The organism is Microbacterium sp. LMC-P-041, from assembly GCF_030209555.1.
Classification (GTDB): domain Bacteria; phylum Actinomycetota; class Actinomycetes; order Actinomycetales; family Microbacteriaceae; genus Microbacterium.
In genome coordinates, this window is the sequence record NZ_JARVRV010000001.1 from 303,631 (window position 1) to 325,094 (window position 21,464).

Consider the following 21,464-nt stretch of genomic DNA (forward strand, 5'->3'; position numbering starts at 1 on the left):
GGTCAGTGCCCGACGACGATGATCAGGATGCCTGCCACGACCGCAGCCGCGCAGAGCGCGAAGCATCCGTACGCGCCGAACAGTGCGATCCGTCGCTGCCCCTCGGTGAGCGGACTCTTCTTCGCCGCCTTGGCCGCCTGCTTGGCAGCCCGCTTGAGCTCCTTCTCGGAGATCACGGTGATGGCGTCGGTGAACTCCGCCGGGCTCACGACCGGCGCGTGTCCGCTGCGAACAAGGAGCCGAAGACCGAACGCATAGAACGTCACGACCGCGCAGGCTCCGATCAGAGCCGCAAGGAACACCTGGACGAATGCGCCCCAGTCGATGCCGACACTCATTTCGACTCCTCGCTCTTCGCCGTCTCGGGACTGTCGACCCCGGGGCCGTCGACCCGCGTCGAGGCTCCCGTCTTCGGGGCCTTCTTCGCGGCCTTGGCCGCTGCCTTCGCCTTGGCGTCCGCCTTGGCCTGAGCCTTGACCTTCTCGCGCGCCTCCGCACGAGCCTTGGCCTCGGCCTTGGCCTCGATGATCCGCTGCTGTCGACGCGTGGGCGGGGGCGTGTCGGGGTGCTCGATCGCGAGCCCCGACTCGGCCACATCGCTCATGGCGTTCGCGGAGGTCACTGCATCCTTGCGGGAGCGAAGGAACAGGCCGATGATCACGGCCAGCGCAAGGACCGCGTCGATCGCGATGCCCCAGAGGCCGAGCCAGGTGATGAGCAGGGCCGCGAGGGCACCGACTGCACCTGCAGCCGGAAGTGTGAGGAGCCAGCCGATGGCGATTCGACCGGCGGTCCGCCAGCGGACCGTGGAGCCGCGGCGGCCGAGGCCGGAGCCGATGACCGAGCCCGAAGCGACCTGCGTCGTCGAGAGCGCGAAGCCGAAAGCGCTGGAGGCGAGGATCGTCGCTGCCGTCGAACTCTCGGCCGAGAAGCCCTGCGCGGGCTTGACCTCGGTCAGCCCCTTGCCCAGCGTGCGGATGATGCGCCACCCGCCGAGATAGGTGCCGAGGGCGATCGTCACCGCACAGGCGATGATGACCCAGAGGTACGGATCGGCCTGCTCGCTGCTCTGCCACCCGACAGTGATCAGCGCGAGGGTGATCACGCCCATCGTCTTCTGAGCGTCGTTCGTGCCGTGCGCGAGTGCGACCAGTGACGACGTGAAGATCTGTCCCCAGCGGAAGCCGTCGCGCCCGTCGGGCTTGCCGTCGTAGCGTCGCGTGATCGAGTACGCGAGCTTGGTCGCCGCGAAGGCGATGATGCCGGCCGTCAGCGGGGCGATGAGCGCCGGGAGGATGATCTTCGAGAGCACCATCCCGAAGTCGATGCCGTTGACTCCGACGCCGACCAGGGTGGCTCCGATGAGGCCGCCGAACAGCGCGTGGGACGAGCTCGAGGGCAGACCCAGCAGCCACGTCAGCATGTTCCAGGTGATCGCGCCGATGAGACCGGCGAAGATCATCGGCAGGAACACGTCGCCTTGGATCGTGTCCTCGCGGATGATCCCGTGCGACACGGTCTTGGAGACCTCCGTCGACAGGAACGCTCCGACGAGGTTGAGGACTGCTGCGAGAAGGACAGCGGTCTTGGGCTTGAGCGCGCCTGTCGCGATGGGCGTGGCCATCGCGTTGGCGGTGTCGTGAAACCCGTTGGTGAAGTCGAAGAAGAGTGCCAGCAGGATAACCAGCACGACGATGAGGGCTGCGGTTTCCACCGTTCGCTTTCGGTCGTTGAGGAAGAAAGGAGAGGTGTCGACGGGATCGACGTGACGAACGAAGAGTTCACCGTGGGTTTTACTTCCGTTAACCGGCCCCGGTAGATCCTCCCACCCTCCCGGGTGCCGGTCAACTTGACCTGGGATAGCGTGGGAGGCGTGACTGATGCCCCGATCGCAGACCGCCGCTCCACCCTTCGCACGCACCACGGTGACACCTTCGATGATCCATACGAATGGCTTCGGGAGAAGGAATCCGGCGAGGTCATCGCACACCTCGAAGCCGAGAACGCGCACACTGAGGCCAAGCTCTCCCATCTGACCGACCTCCGCGAGACTCTGTTCCAGGAGATCAAGGGCCGTGTGCAGGAGACGGATCTGTCCGTGCCCACGCGGCGCGGTGCCTGGTGGTACTACAGCCGCACCGAAGAGGGCGCGCAGTACGGCATCCACTGCCGCACCGCCGCGGCCGAGGACGACTGGACTCCCCCGGTGCTGGAGCCGGGCGTGGCGGTGCCGGGCGAGATCGTGCTGCTCGACGGCAACGTCGAGGCCGAGGGGCACGAGTTCTTCTCCCTCGGAGCGTTCGACACCTCGGACGACGCGACGAAGCTGCTCTGGGCGACGGACTTCGAGGGCGACGAGCTCTACACGGTGCACGTGCGCGACCTCGTGACCGGCGAGACGCTCCCCGACGAGATCCCCGACACGGGTGGCGCGTTCTTCACACCGGATGGCACCGGGATCCTCTACACGACACGCGACGAGGCATGGCGGCCCGACACTCTCTGGCTGCACCGTCTCGGCACTCCCGTCTCGGACGACGTGAAGCTCTTCCACGAGCCCGATGAGAAGTACTGGCTCGGCGCCGGCATCACCCGCAGCCGCAAGTACCTGGTGATCGCCGTCGGATCGAGCATCACCAGCGAGGAGTACCTCGTCGATCTCGCCGGAAATCTCACCGCAGCTCCTCGGATCGTCTGGCCGCGCCGCGAAGGCGTCGAGTACTCGCTCGAGCACGCCGTGGTGGACGGCGAGGACCGCCTCTACATCCTGCACAACGATGAGGCCCTGGACTTCGAGCTCGTCTCCGTGCCCGCCTCCGACCCACAGAGTGAGCGCCGCATCGTCCTCGCGCACGAGCCGGGTCGTCGACTGCTCGGGATGGACGCGTTCCGCGACTTCGCGACGGTGGAGTACCGCCGTGAAGGCCTGGAACGGGTCGGCATCCTGGACTACACGACGGACTCGGTCGACGACATCGCCTTCGACGAGCCCCTGTACTCGGCAGGCGTCAGCGGCAATCCGGAATGGCACTCGCCGTTCCTCCGGCTCGGCTACACGTCGTTCGTGACTCCGGGAACCGTCTACGAGATGGATCTCGCCACCCGCGAGCTGCATCTGCGCAAGCAGGTCGCCGTCCTCGGCGGGTATGACCCCCGGGAGTACGGCCAGAAGCGCGACTGGGCCACGGCGTCGGACGGTACCCGCGTGCCGATCTCCCTCGTGTGGAAGCGATCGTTCGGAGAGCCTGGCGTCGACCCGCGCCCCGTGCATCTCTACGGCTATGGCTCGTACGAGCACTCGATCGACCCCGGCTTCTCGGTCGCGCGGCTCTCGGAACTCGACCGCGGCATCGTCTTCGCCGTCGCTCATGTCCGCGGCGGTGGCGAGATGGGTCGGCAGTGGTACGAGGACGGCAAGCTGCTGAACAAGCGCAACACCTTCACCGACTTCGTCGCGTGCGCGGAGCACCTCGTGGAGCAGGGAGTCACGTCGCCCGAGCGCCTGGTCGCCGAGGGAGGAAGCGCGGGAGGACTCCTCATGGGCGCGGTGACGAACCTCGCTCCCGAGCTGTTCGCCGGCGTGCTCGCGGCAGTGCCGTTCGTCGACGCGCTCACCACGATCCTCGACCCCTCCCTCCCCCTGACGGTGATCGAGTGGGATGAATGGGGCGACCCGCTGCACGGAGCCGAGGTGTACGAGTACATGAAGTCGTACTCGCCGTACGAGAACGTCCGCGACGGCGTGCGCTACCCGCGCATCCTGGCCGTGACCTCGCTCAATGACACACGCGTCCTCTACGTCGAGCCTGCGAAGTGGATCGCTGCCCTGCGCGTCGCCGGTGCGACCGACGCCCTGCTCAAGTGCGAGATGGTCGCCGGTCACGGCGGTGTCAGCGGACGCTACAACTCGTGGAAGGAGCGGGCGTTCGAGCTCGCCTGGATCCTCGACACGGTCGGCCTCGCGTCGCGCTGAGCTCTCGAAGAACACAGAGAACGGGCCGATCCGCAGGGATCGGCCCGTTCTCTGTGTTGCACGCGATCGAGGCTCAGCCGAAGAGCGCTGCCGCCTCGTCGTAGCGGCTGCGCGGAACGGTGTTCAGCTCGCCCAGAGCCTCGGCGAACGGCACGCGTACGATGTCCGTGCCCTGCATCGCGACCATCTGGCCCCATGCCTTGTCGATGATCGCGTCGGCCGCGTGGAGTCCGAGGCGCGTCGCGAGCACGCGGTCGAAGGCTGACGGCGATCCGCCGCGCTGGATGTGGCCGAGGATCGTCGCGCGGGTCTCGATGCCCGTGATGCGCTCGATCGCCGGAGCGAGCTGATCGCCGATGCCGCCGAGTCGAGGACGGTTGAATGCGTCCAGGCCCTTGTCGCTGTAGGCCTCATCCATACCGAGCAGCTTGAACCCCTCGGAGACGACGACGAGCGGTGCGCGACCGCGATCGTGCGCGCTCGAGACGAGCTCGGTGATGTCGTCGATCGACATGGGCACTTCGGGGATGCAGATGGCGTGAGCGCCCGCTGCCATGCCCGCGTGAAGGGCGATCCAACCGACGTGGCGCCCCATGACCTCGGCGACCATGCAGCGCTGGTGGGAGTCGCCCGTGGTGCGCAGACGATCCATCGCGTCCGTGGCGATGTTGACCGCCGTGTCGAACCCGAACGAGTAGTCCGTGGCGCGCAGGTCGTTGTCGATCGTCTTCGGCACGCCGATGACGTTGATGCCGTCCTTGGCGAGGCGGTCGGCTGCTGCGAGGGTCCCCTCGCCGCCGATCGCGATGATGCCGTCGATCTTGTGTCCGTACAGCGTCTTGGCGATGTTCTCGGCGCCGCCGCGCTCACCCTCGTAGGGGTTCGTGCGACTGGTGCCCAGGATCGTGCCGCCGACCTTCGACAGGCCCTTCACCTCGTGTCTGGTGAGCGGGAAGAAGTCCCCGTCGACCACGCCGCGCCAGCCGTCGCGGATGCCGACGAACTCGAGGTCGTAGGTGGTGGTGCCCTTGAGCACGATGCCGCGGATGACCGCGTTGAGTCCGGGGCAGTCGCCGCCGCTCGTCAGAATGCCGATCTTCATGCTTGCCTCAGACGGGTTCAGGGAAGGGGGAACAGGCGACGTTGCCTGCGATCGACACTAGCGCTCCGGGCGGACCGGGCGCCATTCGAGACGATGAAAACCGAGGATCTTGCCGCCGTTGCGCGACGATTCGCCAGAAATGCGCGATACGTCCGCCCGACATGAGAAATCGGCGCCAAGAAACAGAGTTCTTAACGCCGATTTCTGTCGACTCGAGAAGGCTCAGACGACGCCGAGCGTCTCCCGCAGAAGATGCATGAGAGCGCCCAGCTGCACAGGCTCGGCCGCCGCCTCGTCGAGGGCCTCGCCGTCCAGGGCACGGGCCGCGAGGCCCTGCTTCTGATCGATGAGCTCCGCGATCTTGGCGTCGATCGTGTGCGCGGCGATGATCCGCCACGCCGTCACCGGCTCGTCCTGACCGATACGGTGCACGCGGTCGATCGCCTGAGTCTGCTCCGCGGCCGTCCAGGACAGTTCCGCCAGGACCACGTTGGATGCGGCCTGCAGGTTCAGGCCGACACCGGCAGCGGTCAGCGAACACACCGCGATGCCGACCTCGGGGTCGCTGTTGAAGTCGTCGATCGACTGCTGCCGCACGGTCGAGGTCTGGTCGCCGCGGATCGAGACCGAACGGATGCCGGCCGACGCGAAGTGCGCCTCCGCCTGGTCCATCACGTCGATGTGCTTCGCGAAGAACACGACCTTGCCCACCGATCGCTGCAGCTGGGCCGCGTAGTCGGCTGCGAGGTGCGCCTTCGCCTGTCCGATGCGCCGCACCATCGTGAAGACGTTGTCTCCCCCGGTGCCAGCGGCCTTCGACTCCTCGAGCTCGTTCTGGGCGACCAGACGCACGATGTCGTCGTCGATCTCGCCGGGTGCCAGTCCGCGATCCCCTCGCGCCTCGATGATCCGCCGGTAGCGGGCGGCGAGCCGCTCGCCCAACTCCCGCTCGGCCTGACGGATGCCGCGGCCGAACTCGTCGTCCAGCTGCACGGGAAGGTCGGCGATGAGCTTGTCGGGAAGGTCGGCGGCGACGTCCTTCTTCTTGCGCCGCACGATACCCATCGAGATCACGGCTTCGCGAGCCTCGGGGTAGAACGCCTTGTCTGCGGGGGTGAAGCCGGTCGCGTCGAGCTTCTCCATCAACTCCGGCCCGGGCTTCTCACCCGTCGTCCACCCGAGGAAGCGCCAGATCGCGTCGAAGTCCTCGACGTCGTTGATCAGTGGGGTTCCCGTGAGCGCGAGCATCAGCGGGTTGCCGCCGGGGGTGCGCTCGCGAACGCGATTCGCGAGCGACAGCACGTTCTGCGACCGCTGGGAGCTGAGATTCTTGATGAAGTGGGCCTCGTCGACGACCATGCCCCGGAGGCCGATGGATGCGAGCCACGACATGTGGCGATCGAGGATCTCGTAGTTCACGATGAACACATCCGCGAAGGCGTCGATGTCATCGCCATCGCCCTGGATCACCGTGGCCCTGCGCTGAGGGGTCCAGCGCTCGACCTCTCGCGCCCAGTTCATCTTGACCACGTTGGGCACGACCACGAGCAGCGGGTAGGCCCCGGCCACGGACGCCGCGAGCACCGACTGCGCCGTCTTGCCCAGACCGGGCTCGTCGGCGAGGAGGAAGCTCCTGTGCCCCTCTCGCACCGCTTCGAGGAAGCGGGACTGATGCACCATGACCTCGAGGCCCTTGGGCGAGAGGTGGTCGTACTCGGGCGCCGGAGGCAGGTCCATACTGGCTGCTCCTCCCCCGGCTCCGGTCTCGAAAGCCTTGTAGAGCGGGCCCATGAGCTCCCAGCCGTCGAGACGTCGACGCGGAGTCGTGGTGGCGCGCGGGGTGAGATCGGGCGCGAGGAACGGGTTCGCCAGCTGACGCGCCTCGACAGAGGGCGGGGTCACCTGCCGCTCGGCGATCGCCGCAGACACCACGGGTGCCTGAACGGGCGCGATGTCGGCGATGATCAGCTCTTCCGGAGCCAGTTCGGCCCCCGACTCGAGCAGCCAGTCGCGTCGCATGCGCTTCGCGACCGGTGAGGTCGCCTGATCGGCTTCGAGAAGCTGGATCAGCGACGTGTCGCGCGCCGCCGTCTTCGCCAGGATCGTGGCGACGCCGTCGAGTCGCTTGAGAAGCTCTGCGCGGGCGGCATCGGCGATGTCGGCATCCGCCTTGACCCTGGCGCGCTCTTCACGCACCAGGAAGGCGATGACCTGGAACTTGACCCGGTTGGTGGGTCCGAGCTTTCCTCGCTGCGACTTCGCCTCGATCTCACGCACCTTGCGGGCGAGGATCGGGATGAGGGGTGCCTCATCGTCGCGACGGGACGTCTTCTTGCGCCGTGTTGCGGCGGTTGCCGTGGTCGGCATGCTCCTCCTGAGCGTGAAGGCCGGAACACCCTGAGGATGCATCGGCCGTTCTCGGTGTCCGCGTGTGGCGTGAGCCAGGACCGTACGAACAGTATTTCCGGCGGTCGTCGACGAGCGAAGGACGCGCGAGGATCAGGGACCACCGAGGCCCATTCTATGCCATGCCGCCTGAGCCACGCAGATCAGGACACGCAGAGTTCAGGGCGAGTTCAGCGGGCGTCGCGCGACAGGACGGTCTCGGCATCCGTCACGTCAGCGGCCATCTGGGACTTCAGCCTCTCGATCCCCTCGAACGCGACCATTCCGCGCAGACGCTCGACGAACTCGACGGTGACGTCGTGACCGTACAGATCGAGATCGGTCTCTCCGATCACGTGCGCCTCGACCTGACGTTCGAGCACGTCGTCGAAGGTGGGGTTGGTGCCGACCGAGATGGCAGCCCGGTGGCGGAGACCGGTCTCGTGGTCGACGAGCCAGCCTGCGTAGACTCCGTCGGCCGGCACGAACGAGTCGACGGACGCCGAGAGGTTCGCCGTGGGGAAGCCGAGCTCGCGTCCGCGCTTGAGGCCATGCACCACCTCCCCGCGCACGTCGACGTTGCGGTCGAGCACACGCGCGGCGGCGGTGACATCTCCGGCCATCAGCAGTTCCCTGATCCAGGTGGACGACACCCGACGGTCGGAGCCGTCGAGGAAGACGTCGTCGACGACCTCTACCGTGAAGCCGTACTTCGGTCCGAGCTGTCGGAGGAGATCGGGGTTGCCCGCTCCGCCGCGGCCGAACCGGAAGTCCTCACCCACGAGAACGGTGGACACGTGCAGGGCACTGGTCAGGATGCCGGCGACGAAGTCCTCCGCGCTGCGCGCTGCGAGCTCCTCGTCGAACGTCAGAAGCAGCGTGGCGTCGAGCTCGAGCTCGCTCAGCAGCTCGATCTTCCGCTCGACCGTGACCACGTTCTCCGGGCAGCGGTCGGGCCGCAGCACGGCGAGCGGATTGCGGTCGAACGTGACGGCCACGGCGCGGATCCCCGACTCGGCAGCGATCTCCTTGAGGCGCCCGATCACCGCTCTGTGCCCCGCGTGGACGCCGTCGAACTTGCCGATCGCCACGGCGGAGGGACCGAAACCGGGGGGAACCTCGCTCGGGTCTCGGAAGACGATCATGCGCTCGCCTCGACACGGAGAGCGGACGCGACCGCACGGGCCGGCCTATGCGTGCGCAGCCACCAGATGCCGAAGATCGGCAGCACGAGCGGGATGAACAGATACCCGCGCCCGAACATCGACCAGACCGTGTCGTGCGGAAAAAGCTCGGGGAAGAAGATGCTGAGCGAGCCGACCACGAGGACGCCGGCGAGCTCGAAGACGATCGCCACCCAGGCCACCGCGTACCAGCCGCGTCGATTCGCGAGAACGAGCGCCAACGTCGCCAGGATGTACACGCCGGCAGCGAGTGCCGAGAGCGCATACGCGAGAGGCGCTTCGCCGAACTGGCGGAAGATCTGCACGAAGCTTCGCCCGGTCGCCGCCAGCGCCATCACGGCGTAGACGATCACGAGGACACGACCGATGCCGGTCATGCGGGAGGTGGGAACGGTGGTGCTCATAGCGTCCTCCATTCTAGATCCGGGCGGGAAGCCCCGGATGCCTCGCCGACCGGTCAGGCCATCTGGATGGTCCAGATCACGTGCATGCGCCAGATCATGATCGCGACGGCCAGCGCCGCCACCCCGAGGATCACCGTGCTCCAACGGCTCCTCTCCATCAGCGCCCAGAGCACGGCGCCGATGGGGAGCAGCACCGCGGAGACGAGATAGACCCAGTACTCGAGCAGGTCGCCCGTCGGCGGGTTCCCCACCAGCGGTGCCACGATGGCGACGATCACCTGCACGACGAGGAGCAGCTCGACGAGCGCGAGCGCACCGACGGAGTAGTCGCTCGGACGTCGTCCGGCCAGGCCGAGTGACACGCAGAACAGTCCGGCCAGGGTCGCGACCGCCACCTGGGCGATCGTCAGCCAGAGGATCATCGAGCCGCCTCCGGCATGTTCATGGCGCTCTTGAGATCGGCACCGCGCCTCTCGACGACGCCGACCAGGACGCCGTCCTCGTCGATCGCAGCCGCGAGGGAGCCGGCCAGCCGATCCGCCTGGCCGACCAGCCGCTTGCCGTGACGCAGATCTCTCGCTTCCTCTGCCGACACCGGCATCACGTCCAGGACCCTCGCGGCCGCGGCGGCCGGAGTCAGCAGCGCTGTCTCGACGACGCCGTCGACCGTCACGGCATCCGCGACGTCGAAGTCGCCGACTCGCGAGCGCCGAAGGGCCGTGAGATGCCCGCCGACCCCGAGCGCTGCCCCGAGATCACGAGCGAGGGAACGGATGTACGTGCCGGAGGAGCAGTCGACGACGACGTCGAGATCGAGGAACCCGTCACCGGAACGCTCCGCCAGAACCTCGAACCGCGACACTGTGACGTCACGAGCGGCCAACACGACCTCTTCGCCGGCCCGCACACGGTCGTACGCGCGACGTCCGTCGACCTTGATCGCGGACACCGAGCTCGGGACCTGAGAGATCGCGCCGGTGAGCGCGTCGATCCCCGCCGCGACCCGATCGGGGGTGACCGAGTCCCAGGACCCCGCCGTGGCTCGGGTCAGGATCTCGCCGTCCGCATCGTCCGTGCCCGTCGTCTGTCCCAGTCGGATCGTCGCCTCGTAGGTCTTGTCCGCTCCGACGATGTAGGTGAGCAGTCGCGTCGCGCCCTCGACGCCGATCACGAGCAGACCCGTGGCCATGGGGTCGAGGGTTCCGGCGTGCCCGACCTTGCGAGTGCCGAGCGCACGTCGAGTGCGTGCGACGACGTCATGGCTGGTCAGTCCAGCTGGTTTGTCGACGAGGAGGATGCCGGGCGAGACCATCTCTCAAGCCTACGGTGCGCTCGAACTCCCCTCTGCCCGTCGCGACCCATGTCGACGCCGTCCGCCGCTCTTCAGGGGCATCGGTGTTCGCCTAGGCTGACGAGGTGCCTTCGACTTCGCATCCACCCGCCGAGGTGTCCGAGCCTCTCGCGGACTGGTACCGGGGTGCGGCACGCGACCTGCCGTGGCGGCGCACGGAATTCCGCGAGGATTTCGGCGCGTGGGGAACGCTGGTCAGCGAGTTCATGCTGCAGCAGACGCCCGTGAACCGAGTGATACCGCACCTCGAGGCGTGGCTCGCCCGGTGGCCGACGCCCGCGGCCATGGCCGCCGCTTCACCCGCCGAGGTCGTGCAGCAGTGGGCCAACCTCGGCTACCCGCGCCGCGCACTCTGGCTGCATCGCGCGGCCATCGAGATCTCTGAGCGACACGGCGGCGACGTCCCCAACGACATCGATGCCCTCCTCAAGCTCTCGGGCATCGGCGACTACACGGCCAGGGCTGTCGCTGTCTTCGCCTACGGCCACCGGCACCCCGTCGTCGACACGAACACTCGACGTGTGATGGCGCGCGCCATCCTCGGCCAAGCGCAGCCGGGACCGCCCTCGCGTCGCGACCTGGCGCTGATGGACTCGCTGCTGCCCGCCGATGTCGCAGAGTCCGCCGTGTTCAACGCGGCCGCGATGGAGCTGGGCGCGACGGTGTGCACGGCACGCTCGCCGCGCTGCGACGTCTGCCCGCTGAGCGACACATGCGCGTGGCTGGCCGCAGGGCGACCCGAGACCGGTGACACCCGCAGACGCCAAGCCGCCTTCGAGGGTTCTGACCGCCAGGCGCGAGGAGCCGTGCTCCGGGTGCTGCGAACCGCCGCGCCCACCCCGGTCCTGATCGACTCCGTGCTGGCCGACTGGCCCGATCCGCTTCAGCGCGACCGTGCGATCGTCTCGCTCATCGCCGACGGCCTCGCCGAGGCCGATGGCGAACTGCTGTCGCTTCCCCGCTGAGTCCGCCCGTCAGACGAACTGCCCGATGCGGTGAGCGAGCACCGTGAGCTCGACTCGGGTCCTCACCTCGAGCTTCACGAAGACCCGGCCGAGGTGCACCTCCACGGTGCGCACCGAAACGTGGAGCGCATCCGCGATGTCGCGGTTAGAAGCTCCGCCGACCGCCAGCATCGCCACCTCGAACTCTCGAGCGGTGAGCATCGACTCCCACACTCGCCGGCACGAGGAGAGCGGGTCACCGCTGGCGGCAGCTCCGTCGGAGGCCTCCACCTGCTCCAGACGCACCGAGACCGCTCTCGCCCATGCCGTCGCACCGGAGACCTCGAGCAGGTTCCGTGCCATCGAGAGGTGCTCCCGTCCGAGACCCACGTCTCCCTTGATCAGCGACCTCGTGCCGATCATCGCCTCGACCCGTCCGCGCGAGAAAGGCGAGGTCAAGGTCCGTGCGGCGGCGACCACGACCGGCCGCGCAAGGCGCCACTCGTCGTCCGAGCAGCTGGTGATCTGCACGCGCAGCCGTTGCGCCAGAGCGATCTCGGGCGGTTCGATCCGCTGCGGGCTCCATGATCCGCCATGCGTGACCACGATCGCCTCCTCCAGCCCCGGCACCGACAGGGTCGGCTGAGGAGCGCCGCGATCCCTCCAGAGCCGCATGCACGCCGCGGCTTCGGCCGAGTGTCCCGACAGGAATGATTCGATCCCCCTGTCCACCAGCTGATCGATGCGCAGAGGGGCCGGGAGGGCGGCGGTGAGAGCCTTGGCGAACGGCCCCAGATGTCCGAGAACCGCGAGATCGAGGCGTCGTGCGATCACGACGCCGAGCCCGGCGAAAGGCAGCGCCACAGGCAGCTCGACGGCCGCACTAAGCATCCGGTCGCGCGCGGCGCCGATGTCTCCACGCCACATCAGGAGCAGCACCTCGGCGACCGCGCGGTACGCCGCGACGAGTGGACTGAGCTCGAAGCCGGCCACGAACGGGTCGACCTCGACGCCGACCGGCGAGTCACCTGCGGCGAGCAGGCTCAGCCCCCGGTCGACGTCCCCGTCGACCGCCGCTTGCAGAGCCCTCAACAGGCCGCCGGTGAGGGGCCCGGCCCCGCGAACGTCGTCCTTCTCGCGGTCGCCGATGACGAGCCAGGCCAGTGCGACGACCGGATCTCGGAGTTCGCGATCGGCTTCGACGCGCGCGCTCGCGTGACGGAGAGCGTCGAGCCACGAGCGCATCGTGCGACGGTCACCGCGTTCGGCGCACAACATCGCCGCGAAGGCAGCAGCTCGCGCCCAGGAGTACCAGTGCTCCGCGTCATCGCGATCCGGCCGGATCACGCTCATGTCGACCTCGGGAACTGACCCGCGCAGATGCGTCTCGGCGACGAGCAGCCCGCCGAGCCCCTGGAGCCGATAGAGCTCGTCGCCACCGGGGAAGAGACTTCCGAGCCGTCGCGCCGCCTCGACCGCGTGCCCGGCCGCGATGGCGGCGACACCGGCGACGAGGTTCGCCTCGTCCTGCTCGACCCCGCTCGAGTGGGCGGCGGCTTCTGCAGCGAGGTGGAAGGCGCGCTCGCTGAGTCCCGCCTCCGAATGCTCCCTGGCTATCCGTGTGAGCTCCCCGGCAGTCACCGGTTCGCCGTGCATCGCAGCTCGAGCGCTGTGCCAGTCGGCGTCCACCTGCTCGCCGCGTTCGTCGAAGAGTCGGTGGAGTCGCAGGTGCACTGCAGCAGCCGCGGAGGAGGGCGTCGTCGCTCGCAACCAGATCGCCAAGCGGGGGTCGGACAGACGGACGCGACCGGCGTGGATGTCGAGGAGCGCTCCGAGAGGGCCTGTGGTGAGCTCCGCGGCAGAACGACCGGCGAAATCGACCAGCGGATCCAGCCTGTCGTCGAGGCGCATCGACACCGCGATGAGCACCTCACGGTCGCTGTCGTCCAGCTCCAGCTGGGCGAAAAGCGTCTCGACCGATGACACCATCGGCAACGGTGAGGGGAGCGCCCTGAGCCCCTGCCGTTGAGCCGCGTCAAGACGAGCTGCGACGGCCAGGATCGTGTGAGGGTCCTCCGACAGCTCGGCCGCGAGTCGCGCCGCGACATGCGGCGCGCAGCTCAGGTCGTGCTCGAGGAGTTCTTCGAGAATCGTCTCGACAGCTGCCGGTGCGACCGAAGCTGTCCTCTGCGCACGCGAAACGTCGATGCTGAACTCCCCAGTCCCCACGGGCGACCGCCCGTTAGGCCGAGGTTACCAAGACTGCTCACGCCCTCAGACGAGGGCGCGATATTCAGGCCTGCGTGTCGTCGTCTTCCTGGCGCAGGTACGGGTCTGCGTCACCGGCGTGCGAGGCGGAGGAGGCGAGCTTCGCCACGTCGGCATCGCGCTGCTGCGCCTCGCGAAGAAGCGCGGAGATGTGATCGGCGTTCTCGGGCAGCGCGTCGGGGATGAACTCGAGCGTCGGAACCAGGCGGGTGCTCAGCTGCTTCCCGACCTCGCTGCGGAGCATGCCGGTCGCGGAGGTCAGCGCCGCACCGCTGGAGAGGCGCTCCTCCTCGGTGCCCAGCACCGTGTAGAACACGGAGGCGTGCTGCAGGTCTCCGCTCACGCGGACGTCGGTGATGGTCACGAATCCGAGTCGCGGGTCGCGCAGACCCTTCTCCAGTCGCTCTGCGAGGATCACACGAATGCGATCGGCCAGACGTGCCTGTCGTTCACCAGCCATTGTTCTCTCCCTCTACGTACCCTTCGGGCGAGGGTGCATGACGCACCCTCGCCCGAAGATATCGAACTCGATCAGCTGCGAGGCTTCTCGACCAGCTCAGTGGTCTCGATCTCGTCGCCGATCTGGATGTCGTTGAACTTGCCGAGGCCGATACCGGCCTCGTAGTCCGTGCGAACCTCGGTGACGTCGTCCTTGAACCGACGCAGCGACTCGATGGCGAGGCCATCGGCGATCACCACACCGTCGCGGATGACGCGAGCCTTGGCGTTTCGCGTGATCGTTCCCGAGCGCACGATGACACCGGCGATGTTGCCGAACTTCGAGGAGCGGAACACCTCGCGGATCTCGGCGACACCCGACTGGACCTCTTCGTACTCCGGCTTGAGCATGCCCTTGAGCGAGCTCTCGATCTCGTCGATCGCGTTGTAGATCACCGAGTAGAACCGGATGTCCACACCTTCACGCTGTGCACGCTCGCGCGCCTTCGTGTCGGGACGGACGTTGAAGCCCACGATGATCGCGTTGTCGATCGTCGCGAGGTTGACGTCGGACTCCGTGATCGCACCGACACCGCGGTGGATGATGCGGAGCTGCACCGAGTCGTCGACCTCGATCTTGAGAAGCGACTCCTCGAGCGCCTCGACGGCACCGGAGACGTCACCCTTGATGATGAGGTTGAGCGACTCGACCTTGCCCTCTTCGAGAGCACGGGTGAAGTCCTCGAGCGAGATGCGCTTGCGGGCCTTGGCCAGCTGCGCGTTGCGCTCGACAGCTTCACGCTTCTCGGCGATCTGACGGGCCATGCGGTCTTCCTCAGTGACGATGAAGACGTCGCCGGCACGTGGCACGGAGTTCAGACCCTGCACCTGCACGGGACGCGACGGGTAGGCCTCGAGGACCTGCTCGCCGTTCTCATCCGCCATCGCACGCACACGGCCGTAAGCCGTTCCGGCGACGATCGCGTCACCGACGCGCAGCGTTCCGGACTGGATGAGCACCGTGGCGACCGAACCGCGACCCTTGTCGAGCTTCGCCTCGATGGCGACACCGCGAGCGGCCTTGTTCGGGTTGGCGGTCAGGTCGAGGCCTGCATCGGCAGTGAGCAGCACCGCGTCCAGGAGCTCCTGGATTCCGGTGTTCGCACGGGCCGAGACATCGACGAACATGACGTCTCCGCCATACTCCTCTGCGACCAGGCCGTACTCGGTGAGCTGCTGGCGCACCTTGGCCGGGTTGGCGTCGGGCTTGTCGACCTTGTTCACCGCGACCACGATCGGCACGTTCGCCGCCTGGGCGTGGTTGAGCGCCTCGACCGTCTGCGGCATGATGCCGTCGTCGGCCGCGACCACGAGGATCGCGAGGTCGGTGACCTGCGCTCCACGAGCACGCATGGCCGTGAAGGCCTCGTGACCCGGGGTGTCGATGAAGGTGATGGCACGCTCGATGCCCTCGTGCTCCGTCCACACCTGGTACGCACCGATGTGCTGGGTGATGCCGCCGGCTTCACCCTCGATGACGTTGGTCTGACGGATGGCGTCGAGAAGGCGCGTCTTACCGTGGTCGACGTGACCCATGACGGTGACCACCGGAGGACGGATCTCGAGGTCGTCCTCGCTCTCCTCCTCGAGCTCCTGCTCGAGGTTGAGACCGAAGCCCTCGAGGAGCTCCTTGTCCTCGTCCTCGGGCGACACCATCTGGATCTTGTATCCGAGCTCCGCACCCAGGACCTCGAACGTCGCCTCATCCAGCGACTCGGTGGCCGTGGCCATCTCGCCGAGGTTGAAGAGGATCGTCACGAGGGTTCCGGGCTGGACCGTGTAGCCGGTCAGCGTCTCGATCTTGTCGGCGAAGTCCGAGATCGACGCGCCGCGGCGCATACGGATGATCTCCCCGTTACCGCGGGTGACGTTGACGCCACCGACGACCGGGGCGCTCCGCATCTCGAATTCCTGCCGCTTCGCCCGCCGCGACTTGCGCTGCTTGCTCTTGCCGCCGCCCTTGCCGAAGGCACCTGCGGTACCTCCACCGGGACCGCGACCGCGACCTCCACCGCCACCGGGACGACCTGCGAAGCCTCCACCGGGACGAGCGCCGGGACCTGCACCGGGTCCACCGGCACCGCCGGGACGACCGGGTCCACCCGGACGCTGCTGGAACGGTGCGCCACCGGGACGACCGCCCTGACCGCCGCGCGGGGCGCCGGGACGGGGGGAACCGGGACGAGGTGCACCCGGACGCGGCGCGCCGGGACGCGGAGCCTGCGGACGCGGGATGTTGCCCGGCGTCGGGCGCTGGCCCATCCCCTGCGCGGAGGCGAAGGGGTTGTTGCCGGGTCGCGGTCCGTTGGGCCGCTGACCCATGCCCTGAGCGGACGAGAACGGGTTGTTGCCCGGGCGCGGGGCGCCGGGCTTGGGTGCGCCGCCGTCAGCGGGCTTGGAAGCTGCGCTGTCTGCGGACTGGGGAGCTGCCGGCGTGGCGGCAGCCGGAGCGGCGGCCTCGGCCGGAGCTTCGGGTGCCGGAGCGGCAGCAGACGCCTCGGGCGCGGGCGCGGGCTTGGGCCCGGGCTTCGGTCCGGGTGTCGGTGCACCGGCACCGGGCTTGGCAGCACCGGGCTTGGCTGCACCGGGCTTGGCTGCACCGGGCTTGGCTGCACCGGGCTTGGCGGCACCGGGCTTCGCTGCGGCGGGAGCCGCATCCGCGGAGCCCTTCAGCGAGGCGTCCGACTCGATGGCAGCGCGAAGCTTGCGCGCCACCGGCGGTTCGATGGTCGAAGAGGGGCTCTTGACGAACTCTCCGAGTTCCTTGAGCTTTGCAAGTGCGATCTTGCTGTCGACGCCGAGTTCGGCGGCGATCTCGTGTACGCGTGGTTTACCAGCCACAATTCTCCTGTCTGGGGTCGGTCCACCCAGACAGGGCAGACCACTAGTCGCGGACGGGTCTCATTTCGAGCCGTTCACTTTGTTTCCATAGCCGTTCAGCCTTTGTTTCTTGGTGGGTGCTGTTCGATGATCCGCGTGTCCAGATCGCTGGAGACGCGCAGTGCTCTTCCGAAAGCCCGGCGCCGCAGAGCGGCATCCACGCATTCCGGTGTCGGATGGACCCACGCGCCTCGCCCTGGCAGAACGGCGCGCTCATCGAGGATGAGGATGTCGTTCTGGGACACCACTCTGAGAAGAGCGGCGCGGGGAGCACGCGTGCGACAGCCGACGCACGTTCGTACGGGTTCCATCTTACACCTGTGTTCCCGTCCGACTCGCGCGGCGGGCGCGAGTCGGACGTGGCGAGCGGTCAGTCCAGGACGCTGTCCGGCTGGATGTCGATCTTCGCTCCGGTGAGCTTGGCAGCCAGACGGGCGTTCTGCCCCTCCTTGCCGATCGCGAGCGAGAGCTGATAGTCGGGCACGAGTGCACGCACGGCCCTGGTGTTCGCGTCGAGGATGAACGAGCTCGTGACCTTGGCGGGAGAGAGGGCGTTCGCGACGAACGCGGCGAGCTCCGGGTCGTGATCGACGATGTCGATCTTCTCGCCGGCCAGCTCCTCGGTGACGGCACGAACGCGTCGGCCCATCTCGCCGATGCAGGCGCCCTTCGCGTTGATCGCCGGGTCGTTCGCACGGACGGCGATCTTGGTGCGGTGGCCGGCCTCACGAGCCAGCGAGACGATCTCCACGAGACCTGCGGCGATCTCGGGCACCTCGAGCGCGAACAGCTTGCGGACGAGACCGGGGTGCGTGCGCGAGACGGTGATCTGCGGTCCCTTGAGACCCTTCGCGACGCTGGTCACGTAGACGCGGAGGCGCGACCCGTGGGTGTACTCCTCGCCCGGCACCTGCTCCTCCGGAGGAAGGATCGCCTCGACGGCTCCGAGATCGACGTGGATCATGCGGGGATTCGGTCCCTGCTGGATCACGCCGGCGACGATGTCGCCTTCCTTGTCCTTGAAGTCTCCCAGCACGACATCATCCGCGATGTCCCGCAGGCGCTGGCTGATGACCTGCTTGGCGGCGAAGGCCGCGATACGTCCGAAGTCATTCGGCGTCGCGTCCTCTTCGCCGATGATCGCGCCCTCTTCGTCCTTGACGACCTGCAGCACGGCGACGTGCCCGGTGCGACGATCGAGTTCGACGCGGACCCCCTCGGGGGTGGCGCCGTCGTCCGAGACGTGCTTGGAGTAGGCGGTCAGGATGGCCTGTTCGATGATCGAGACCAGCTCATCGAAGGGGATCGCCTTCTCCTTCTCGATCCCACGCAGCAGACTCAGTTCGATATCCATGACGACTCCCTATTCAGCTCTCGTCGCGCGGGTGTTCACGCGCGACATCCGTACCACGATACCCTGTGCCCACCGCCCGATGCCACGGAGGCGGCCGCACCGACGCGGTGCCGAGCGCGCAGGAGGACTCAGTGACGACGTACGACACCATCGTGATCGGGGCAGGGATGTCGGGTGTGACGGCGGCCCGCATGCTCGACGACGCCGGAGCCGACGTCATCGTCCTCGAGGCGAGGGATCGCGTCGGGGGCAGGATGCACACCGACCGCGCTGCGGGTTTTCCCGTCGATCGCGGTGCGTCGTGGGTCCACGGCATCGACGACTCCCCGCTGTGGGATCTCGTGCAGGCGCTCGGCATCCCCACCCTCGAGTACACCGTCGGCAGCTTCCAGGCCGGAGGCAGGCCGATCGAGAACTTCGACGGGGAGGGCAGGGCGATGGATCCTGCGAGCACTTCTCAGTGGGTCGCCGATGTCGAGCAAGCAGATCGACTGTTGGCTGAGGAGATCACCCGGTCCTCCCCCGGCGACACCTATCTGGATGTCACGGAGCGCGCGCTCGACCGCTCGGGCTTCGAGCCGGAGCGCATCGATGAGGTCCGCGAGTTCTTCCGTCACCGCGTCGAGGAGCAGTGCGGTGCATGGGTCGGGGACCTCGACGCGCACGGGCTCGACGAGGATGCGATCGACGGCGACGAGGTCATCTTCCCGCGCGGCTACGATGAGCTCCCGCGTCGGATCGCCGCCGGTCTCGACATCCGACTCGGTCACGTCGTCACCCGCATCGAGCGGACCGACCGGGGCGTCACCGTGTCGACCCGGAACGGAGAGTTCTCGGCCCGCAACGCGCTGGTGACCGTGCCGCTCGGCGTGCTCAAGGCGGAGTCGATCGAGTTCGCCCCTCCGCTGCCCGACGCTGTCGGCGGACCGATCGCGCGACTGGGCATGGGAGTGTTCAACAAGGTGTTCATCCAGTTCCCGGAACGCTTCTGGCGCGAGGACAGCTACGTTCTCCGGGCGCTCGGCGAGGCCGGTGAGCACTGGCACTCCTGGTACGACGTCTCGGCGGTCAGCGGGATCCCGACGTTGCTGACCTTCGCCGCCGGCCCGTTCGGCCGCCGGATGCAGGATCTGTCGGATGAGGAGGTCGTCGCGGACGTCGTGAGCGCCCTGCGGTTCCTCTACCCGGATGCCGTCGGCGACCCCACCGCGCACTGGATCACGCGATGGGGACAGGACGAGTTCTCGAACGGGTCGTACTCGCATCTCGCGGTCGGCTCGTCACACCACGACCACGACGAGCTCGCGGGGCCGGTCGACGCAGTGCTGCACTTCGCCGGTGAGGCGACATGGGGCGACGAGCCGGCGACCGTGGGGGCCGCGTACTACTCGGGGCATCGCGCCGCTGAGCGCATTCTCGGTCGGTCGATCGACCTGGCGGAATTCGCGGCAGGCATCACAGCGCGGGAGCGGACTCCAGCGAGTTGATCGCGCCGATCAGACGGAACAGGTTGCCGACCTGTCGCTGGTCGAGATGCAGGGAGAGACGAGGAAGGTGCAGCAGATCGTCGTCTGCGACCTCCGGCGACCGCGGAGCTGTCCGTTCGATCCGTCCGCTCGCCAGCATCCCGGCGAACCGGTCGTTGAGATCCTCGAGCTCTTCGTCCGTCGGCTCTCCACGCAGTCTCAGCACGAGTGAGTCCCCCACCCAGCGCAGCGAGTCGTAGTTGCGCCAGAACCCGGCGATCACGGCGGCTGCCGACTCGACGGAGTCGGTGATGACCACGCGATCGAAGTCGCCCTCCGAGATCACCCCTGTCGGCGCCAGGTCCTCGTCGATGAATCGCTTGAGGCCGTTCCAGAACGTGCCTCCCGGCTCGTCGAGCAGCACGATCGGCGTCGGCTCGGCCTTTCCGGTCTGTTGGAGGGTCAGCAGCTCGAACATCTCGTCGAGGGTGCCGAATCCGCCAGGGAGACAGATGAAGCCGCTGGACTCCTTGATGAGCATGAGTTTGCGGGTGAAGAAGTACTTCATCGCCACCACATGCTCGCTCGCCGCGATCAGGCTGTTGGCCTTCTCCTCGAACGGCAGCCTGATCGACACGCCGAGCGAGAGCGCGGGGCCGGCACCTTCAGCGGCAGCCTGCATGATTCCCGGTCCTGCTCCGGTCACCACCATCCATCCGTCCGCTGCGAGAGCAGCCGCGACATCACGCGCCTGGACGTAGAGCGGATCGTCGTGGAGGGTACGCGCCGAGCCGAACACCGTGACCTTCGGCACCCCTTCGAACGGTGCGAACAAGCGGAAGGCGTCCCGCATCTCGGCGAGGGCGGCGGAGGCGATCTTGAGATCGAGGCGGTTCGTGCCGTCCTCCCCCAGCAGGACCGCTGTGCGCATCATGCGCATCACGAGCCTGCGATCGGTCTTGACCCCTGCTTCGTCGAGGACGTTGTTGATCTCGGCGCTCAGCGACGCCGTCAGCGGTTCGTCGGTCATGCCCTCAGCCTGTCATGAGAGCGCGTCGGGCGGGCCGCCGCAACGCCGCCCTCACCACGCTCACGTCCCCGTGTCAACGCCCGTGCCAAGTCAGGTCTCCTGCGGGACAGTGGCTGCATGACAGAGATCACTGGACCGGAAGCACTGGCACGCGTCACCGAACTCGTGGAGGACATCGACTTCACGATGCTGACGACCACCGACGACGACGGCAACCTCGTGAGCAGGCCGATGTCGACCCGGCAGATGGACGACGCCGGCGACATCTGGTTCTTCACCGCCGAAGACACCGAGAAGGTCGAGGAGGCGCGCGCCCATCGACAGGTCGGCCTCTCGTACTGCGACGCGAAGGGCATGCGATACGTGTCGGTGGCCGGCAACGCGTCCGTGGTGCACGACCGCGCGAAGATGGAAGAGCTCTATTCGCCCTCGCTCGACATCTGGTTCGAGGACGGGCTGGACACTCCCGGCATCGCACTTCTCAAGGTGACGCCGACGGTGACCGAGTTCTGGGAGCCCTCCAAGGGCAAGATCGCGATGGCGGCCGGCGCGCTCAAGGCCCTCGTGACCAAGGACACGCCCGATGACGACATCATGAACCACGGCCGGATCGTCTGCTGACGTC

18 protein-coding genes are annotated in these 21,464 nt (G+C 67.7%); 4 read left to right on the top strand and 14 right to left on the bottom strand.

Annotation, left to right across the window (positions count from 1 at the left end):
- Positions 1 to 2 precede the first annotated feature (2 nt).
- Positions 3 to 338, bottom strand: coding sequence for a peptidase (locus QRN21_RS01535; protein WP_187249511.1), 336 nt, complete (start codon positions 336 to 338; stop codon positions 3 to 5).
- Positions 335 to 1,714, bottom strand: coding sequence for an inorganic phosphate transporter (locus QRN21_RS01540; RefSeq protein WP_053095797.1), 1,380 nt, complete (start codon positions 1,712 to 1,714; stop codon positions 335 to 337). Before QRN21_RS01540 ends, QRN21_RS01535 begins: the two co-directional genes overlap by 4 nt.
- 159 nt (positions 1,715 to 1,873) lie before the next feature.
- Here QRN21_RS01540 and QRN21_RS01545 point away from each other — a divergent pair, with 159 nt between their 5' ends.
- Complete coding sequence (locus QRN21_RS01545) at positions 1,874 to 3,973, top strand: S9 family peptidase (protein WP_285362981.1); 2,100 nt, start codon at positions 1,874 to 1,876, stop codon at positions 3,971 to 3,973.
- A gap of 73 nt (positions 3,974 to 4,046) precedes the next feature.
- Here the strand turns inward: QRN21_RS01545 and QRN21_RS01550 are convergent, their stop codons facing one another.
- From QRN21_RS01550 to truB, 6 genes are all read right to left on the bottom strand, one after another.
- Positions 4,047 to 5,075 carry an ATP-dependent 6-phosphofructokinase gene (locus tag QRN21_RS01550; protein WP_053095796.1) on the bottom strand — a complete coding sequence of 343 codons (1,029 nt, stop codon included), beginning with the start codon at positions 5,073 to 5,075 and terminating at the stop codon, positions 4,047 to 4,049.
- A 222-nt stretch (positions 5,076 to 5,297) separates the two neighbouring features.
- The gene (locus tag QRN21_RS01555) at positions 5,298 to 7,442 is read right to left on the bottom strand and encodes a DEAD/DEAH box helicase (RefSeq protein WP_053095795.1); all 2,145 of its coding nucleotides are present in this window, start codon (positions 7,440 to 7,442) and stop codon (positions 5,298 to 5,300) included.
- Between the two features lie 209 nt (positions 7,443 to 7,651).
- Complete coding sequence (locus QRN21_RS01560) at positions 7,652 to 8,605, bottom strand: bifunctional riboflavin kinase/FAD synthetase (protein ID WP_056278455.1); 954 nt, start codon at positions 8,603 to 8,605, stop codon at positions 7,652 to 7,654.
- Positions 8,602 to 9,048 (bottom strand): hypothetical protein, encoded by a 447-nt coding sequence (locus tag QRN21_RS01565; RefSeq protein WP_235567465.1) that lies wholly within the window; start codon positions 9,046 to 9,048, stop codon positions 8,602 to 8,604. Before QRN21_RS01565 ends, QRN21_RS01560 begins: the two co-directional genes overlap by 4 nt.
- Before the next feature lie 53 nt (positions 9,049 to 9,101).
- Positions 9,102 to 9,470 (bottom strand): hypothetical protein, encoded by a 369-nt coding sequence (locus QRN21_RS01570; protein ID WP_072591130.1) that lies wholly within the window; start codon positions 9,468 to 9,470, stop codon positions 9,102 to 9,104.
- Positions 9,467 to 10,360 carry a tRNA pseudouridine(55) synthase TruB gene (gene truB / locus QRN21_RS01575; protein ID WP_285362982.1) on the bottom strand — a complete coding sequence of 298 codons (894 nt, stop codon included), beginning with the start codon at positions 10,358 to 10,360 and terminating at the stop codon, positions 9,467 to 9,469. Before truB ends, QRN21_RS01570 begins: the two co-directional genes overlap by 4 nt.
- A gap of 104 nt (positions 10,361 to 10,464) precedes the next feature.
- Here truB and QRN21_RS01580 point away from each other — a divergent pair, with 104 nt between their 5' ends.
- A complete protein-coding gene (locus QRN21_RS01580; RefSeq protein ID WP_285362983.1) occupies positions 10,465 to 11,364 on the top strand; it encodes an iron-sulfur binding domain-containing protein in 900 nt (299 codons plus the stop codon).
- A 9-nt stretch (positions 11,365 to 11,373) separates the two neighbouring features.
- On the opposite strand, the gene QRN21_RS01585 is transcribed toward QRN21_RS01580, so the two are convergent.
- The 5 genes from QRN21_RS01585 to nusA all read right to left on the bottom strand — a co-directional run bounded on the left by QRN21_RS01585 (position 11,374) and on the right by nusA (position 18,343).
- Positions 11,374 to 13,572, bottom strand: a complete 2,199-nt coding sequence (locus QRN21_RS01585; protein WP_285362984.1) for a helix-turn-helix transcriptional regulator — start codon at positions 13,570 to 13,572, stop codon at positions 11,374 to 11,376.
- Between the two features lie 64 nt (positions 13,573 to 13,636).
- On the bottom strand, positions 13,637 to 14,071 hold the full coding sequence (gene rbfA, locus QRN21_RS01590) for a 30S ribosome-binding factor RbfA (RefSeq protein WP_053095788.1): 435 nt from the start codon (positions 14,069 to 14,071) through the stop codon (positions 13,637 to 13,639).
- A 71-nt stretch (positions 14,072 to 14,142) separates the two neighbouring features.
- Positions 14,143 to 16,950 carry a translation initiation factor IF-2 gene (gene infB, locus QRN21_RS01595; RefSeq protein ID WP_230100588.1) on the bottom strand — a complete coding sequence of 936 codons (2,808 nt, stop codon included), beginning with the start codon at positions 16,948 to 16,950 and terminating at the stop codon, positions 14,143 to 14,145.
- A gap of 95 nt (positions 16,951 to 17,045) precedes the next feature.
- On the bottom strand, positions 17,046 to 17,300 hold the full coding sequence (locus tag QRN21_RS01600; RefSeq protein WP_072591126.1) for a YlxR family protein: 255 nt from the start codon (positions 17,298 to 17,300) through the stop codon (positions 17,046 to 17,048).
- A gap of 59 nt (positions 17,301 to 17,359) precedes the next feature.
- Complete coding sequence (nusA, locus tag QRN21_RS01605; RefSeq protein ID WP_053095786.1) at positions 17,360 to 18,343, bottom strand: transcription termination factor NusA; 984 nt, start codon at positions 18,341 to 18,343, stop codon at positions 17,360 to 17,362.
- 131 nt (positions 18,344 to 18,474) lie between these two features.
- Here nusA and QRN21_RS01610 point away from each other — a divergent pair, with 131 nt between their 5' ends.
- On the top strand, positions 18,475 to 19,830 hold the full coding sequence (locus QRN21_RS01610; RefSeq protein ID WP_072592263.1) for a flavin monoamine oxidase family protein: 1,356 nt from the start codon (positions 18,475 to 18,477) through the stop codon (positions 19,828 to 19,830).
- On the opposite strand, the gene QRN21_RS01615 is transcribed toward QRN21_RS01610, so the two are convergent.
- The gene (locus tag QRN21_RS01615) at positions 19,799 to 20,839 is read right to left on the bottom strand and encodes an LOG family protein (protein ID WP_053095785.1); all 1,041 of its coding nucleotides are present in this window, start codon (positions 20,837 to 20,839) and stop codon (positions 19,799 to 19,801) included. The two genes, QRN21_RS01610 and QRN21_RS01615, sit on opposite strands and share 32 nt — an antisense overlap.
- 117 nt (positions 20,840 to 20,956) lie before the next feature.
- On the opposite strand from QRN21_RS01615, the gene QRN21_RS01620 reads away from it, so the two are divergent.
- Positions 20,957 to 21,460 (top strand): pyridoxamine 5'-phosphate oxidase family protein, encoded by a 504-nt coding sequence (locus tag QRN21_RS01620; RefSeq protein WP_053095784.1) that lies wholly within the window; start codon positions 20,957 to 20,959, stop codon positions 21,458 to 21,460.
- Positions 21,461 to 21,464 lie beyond the last annotated feature (4 nt).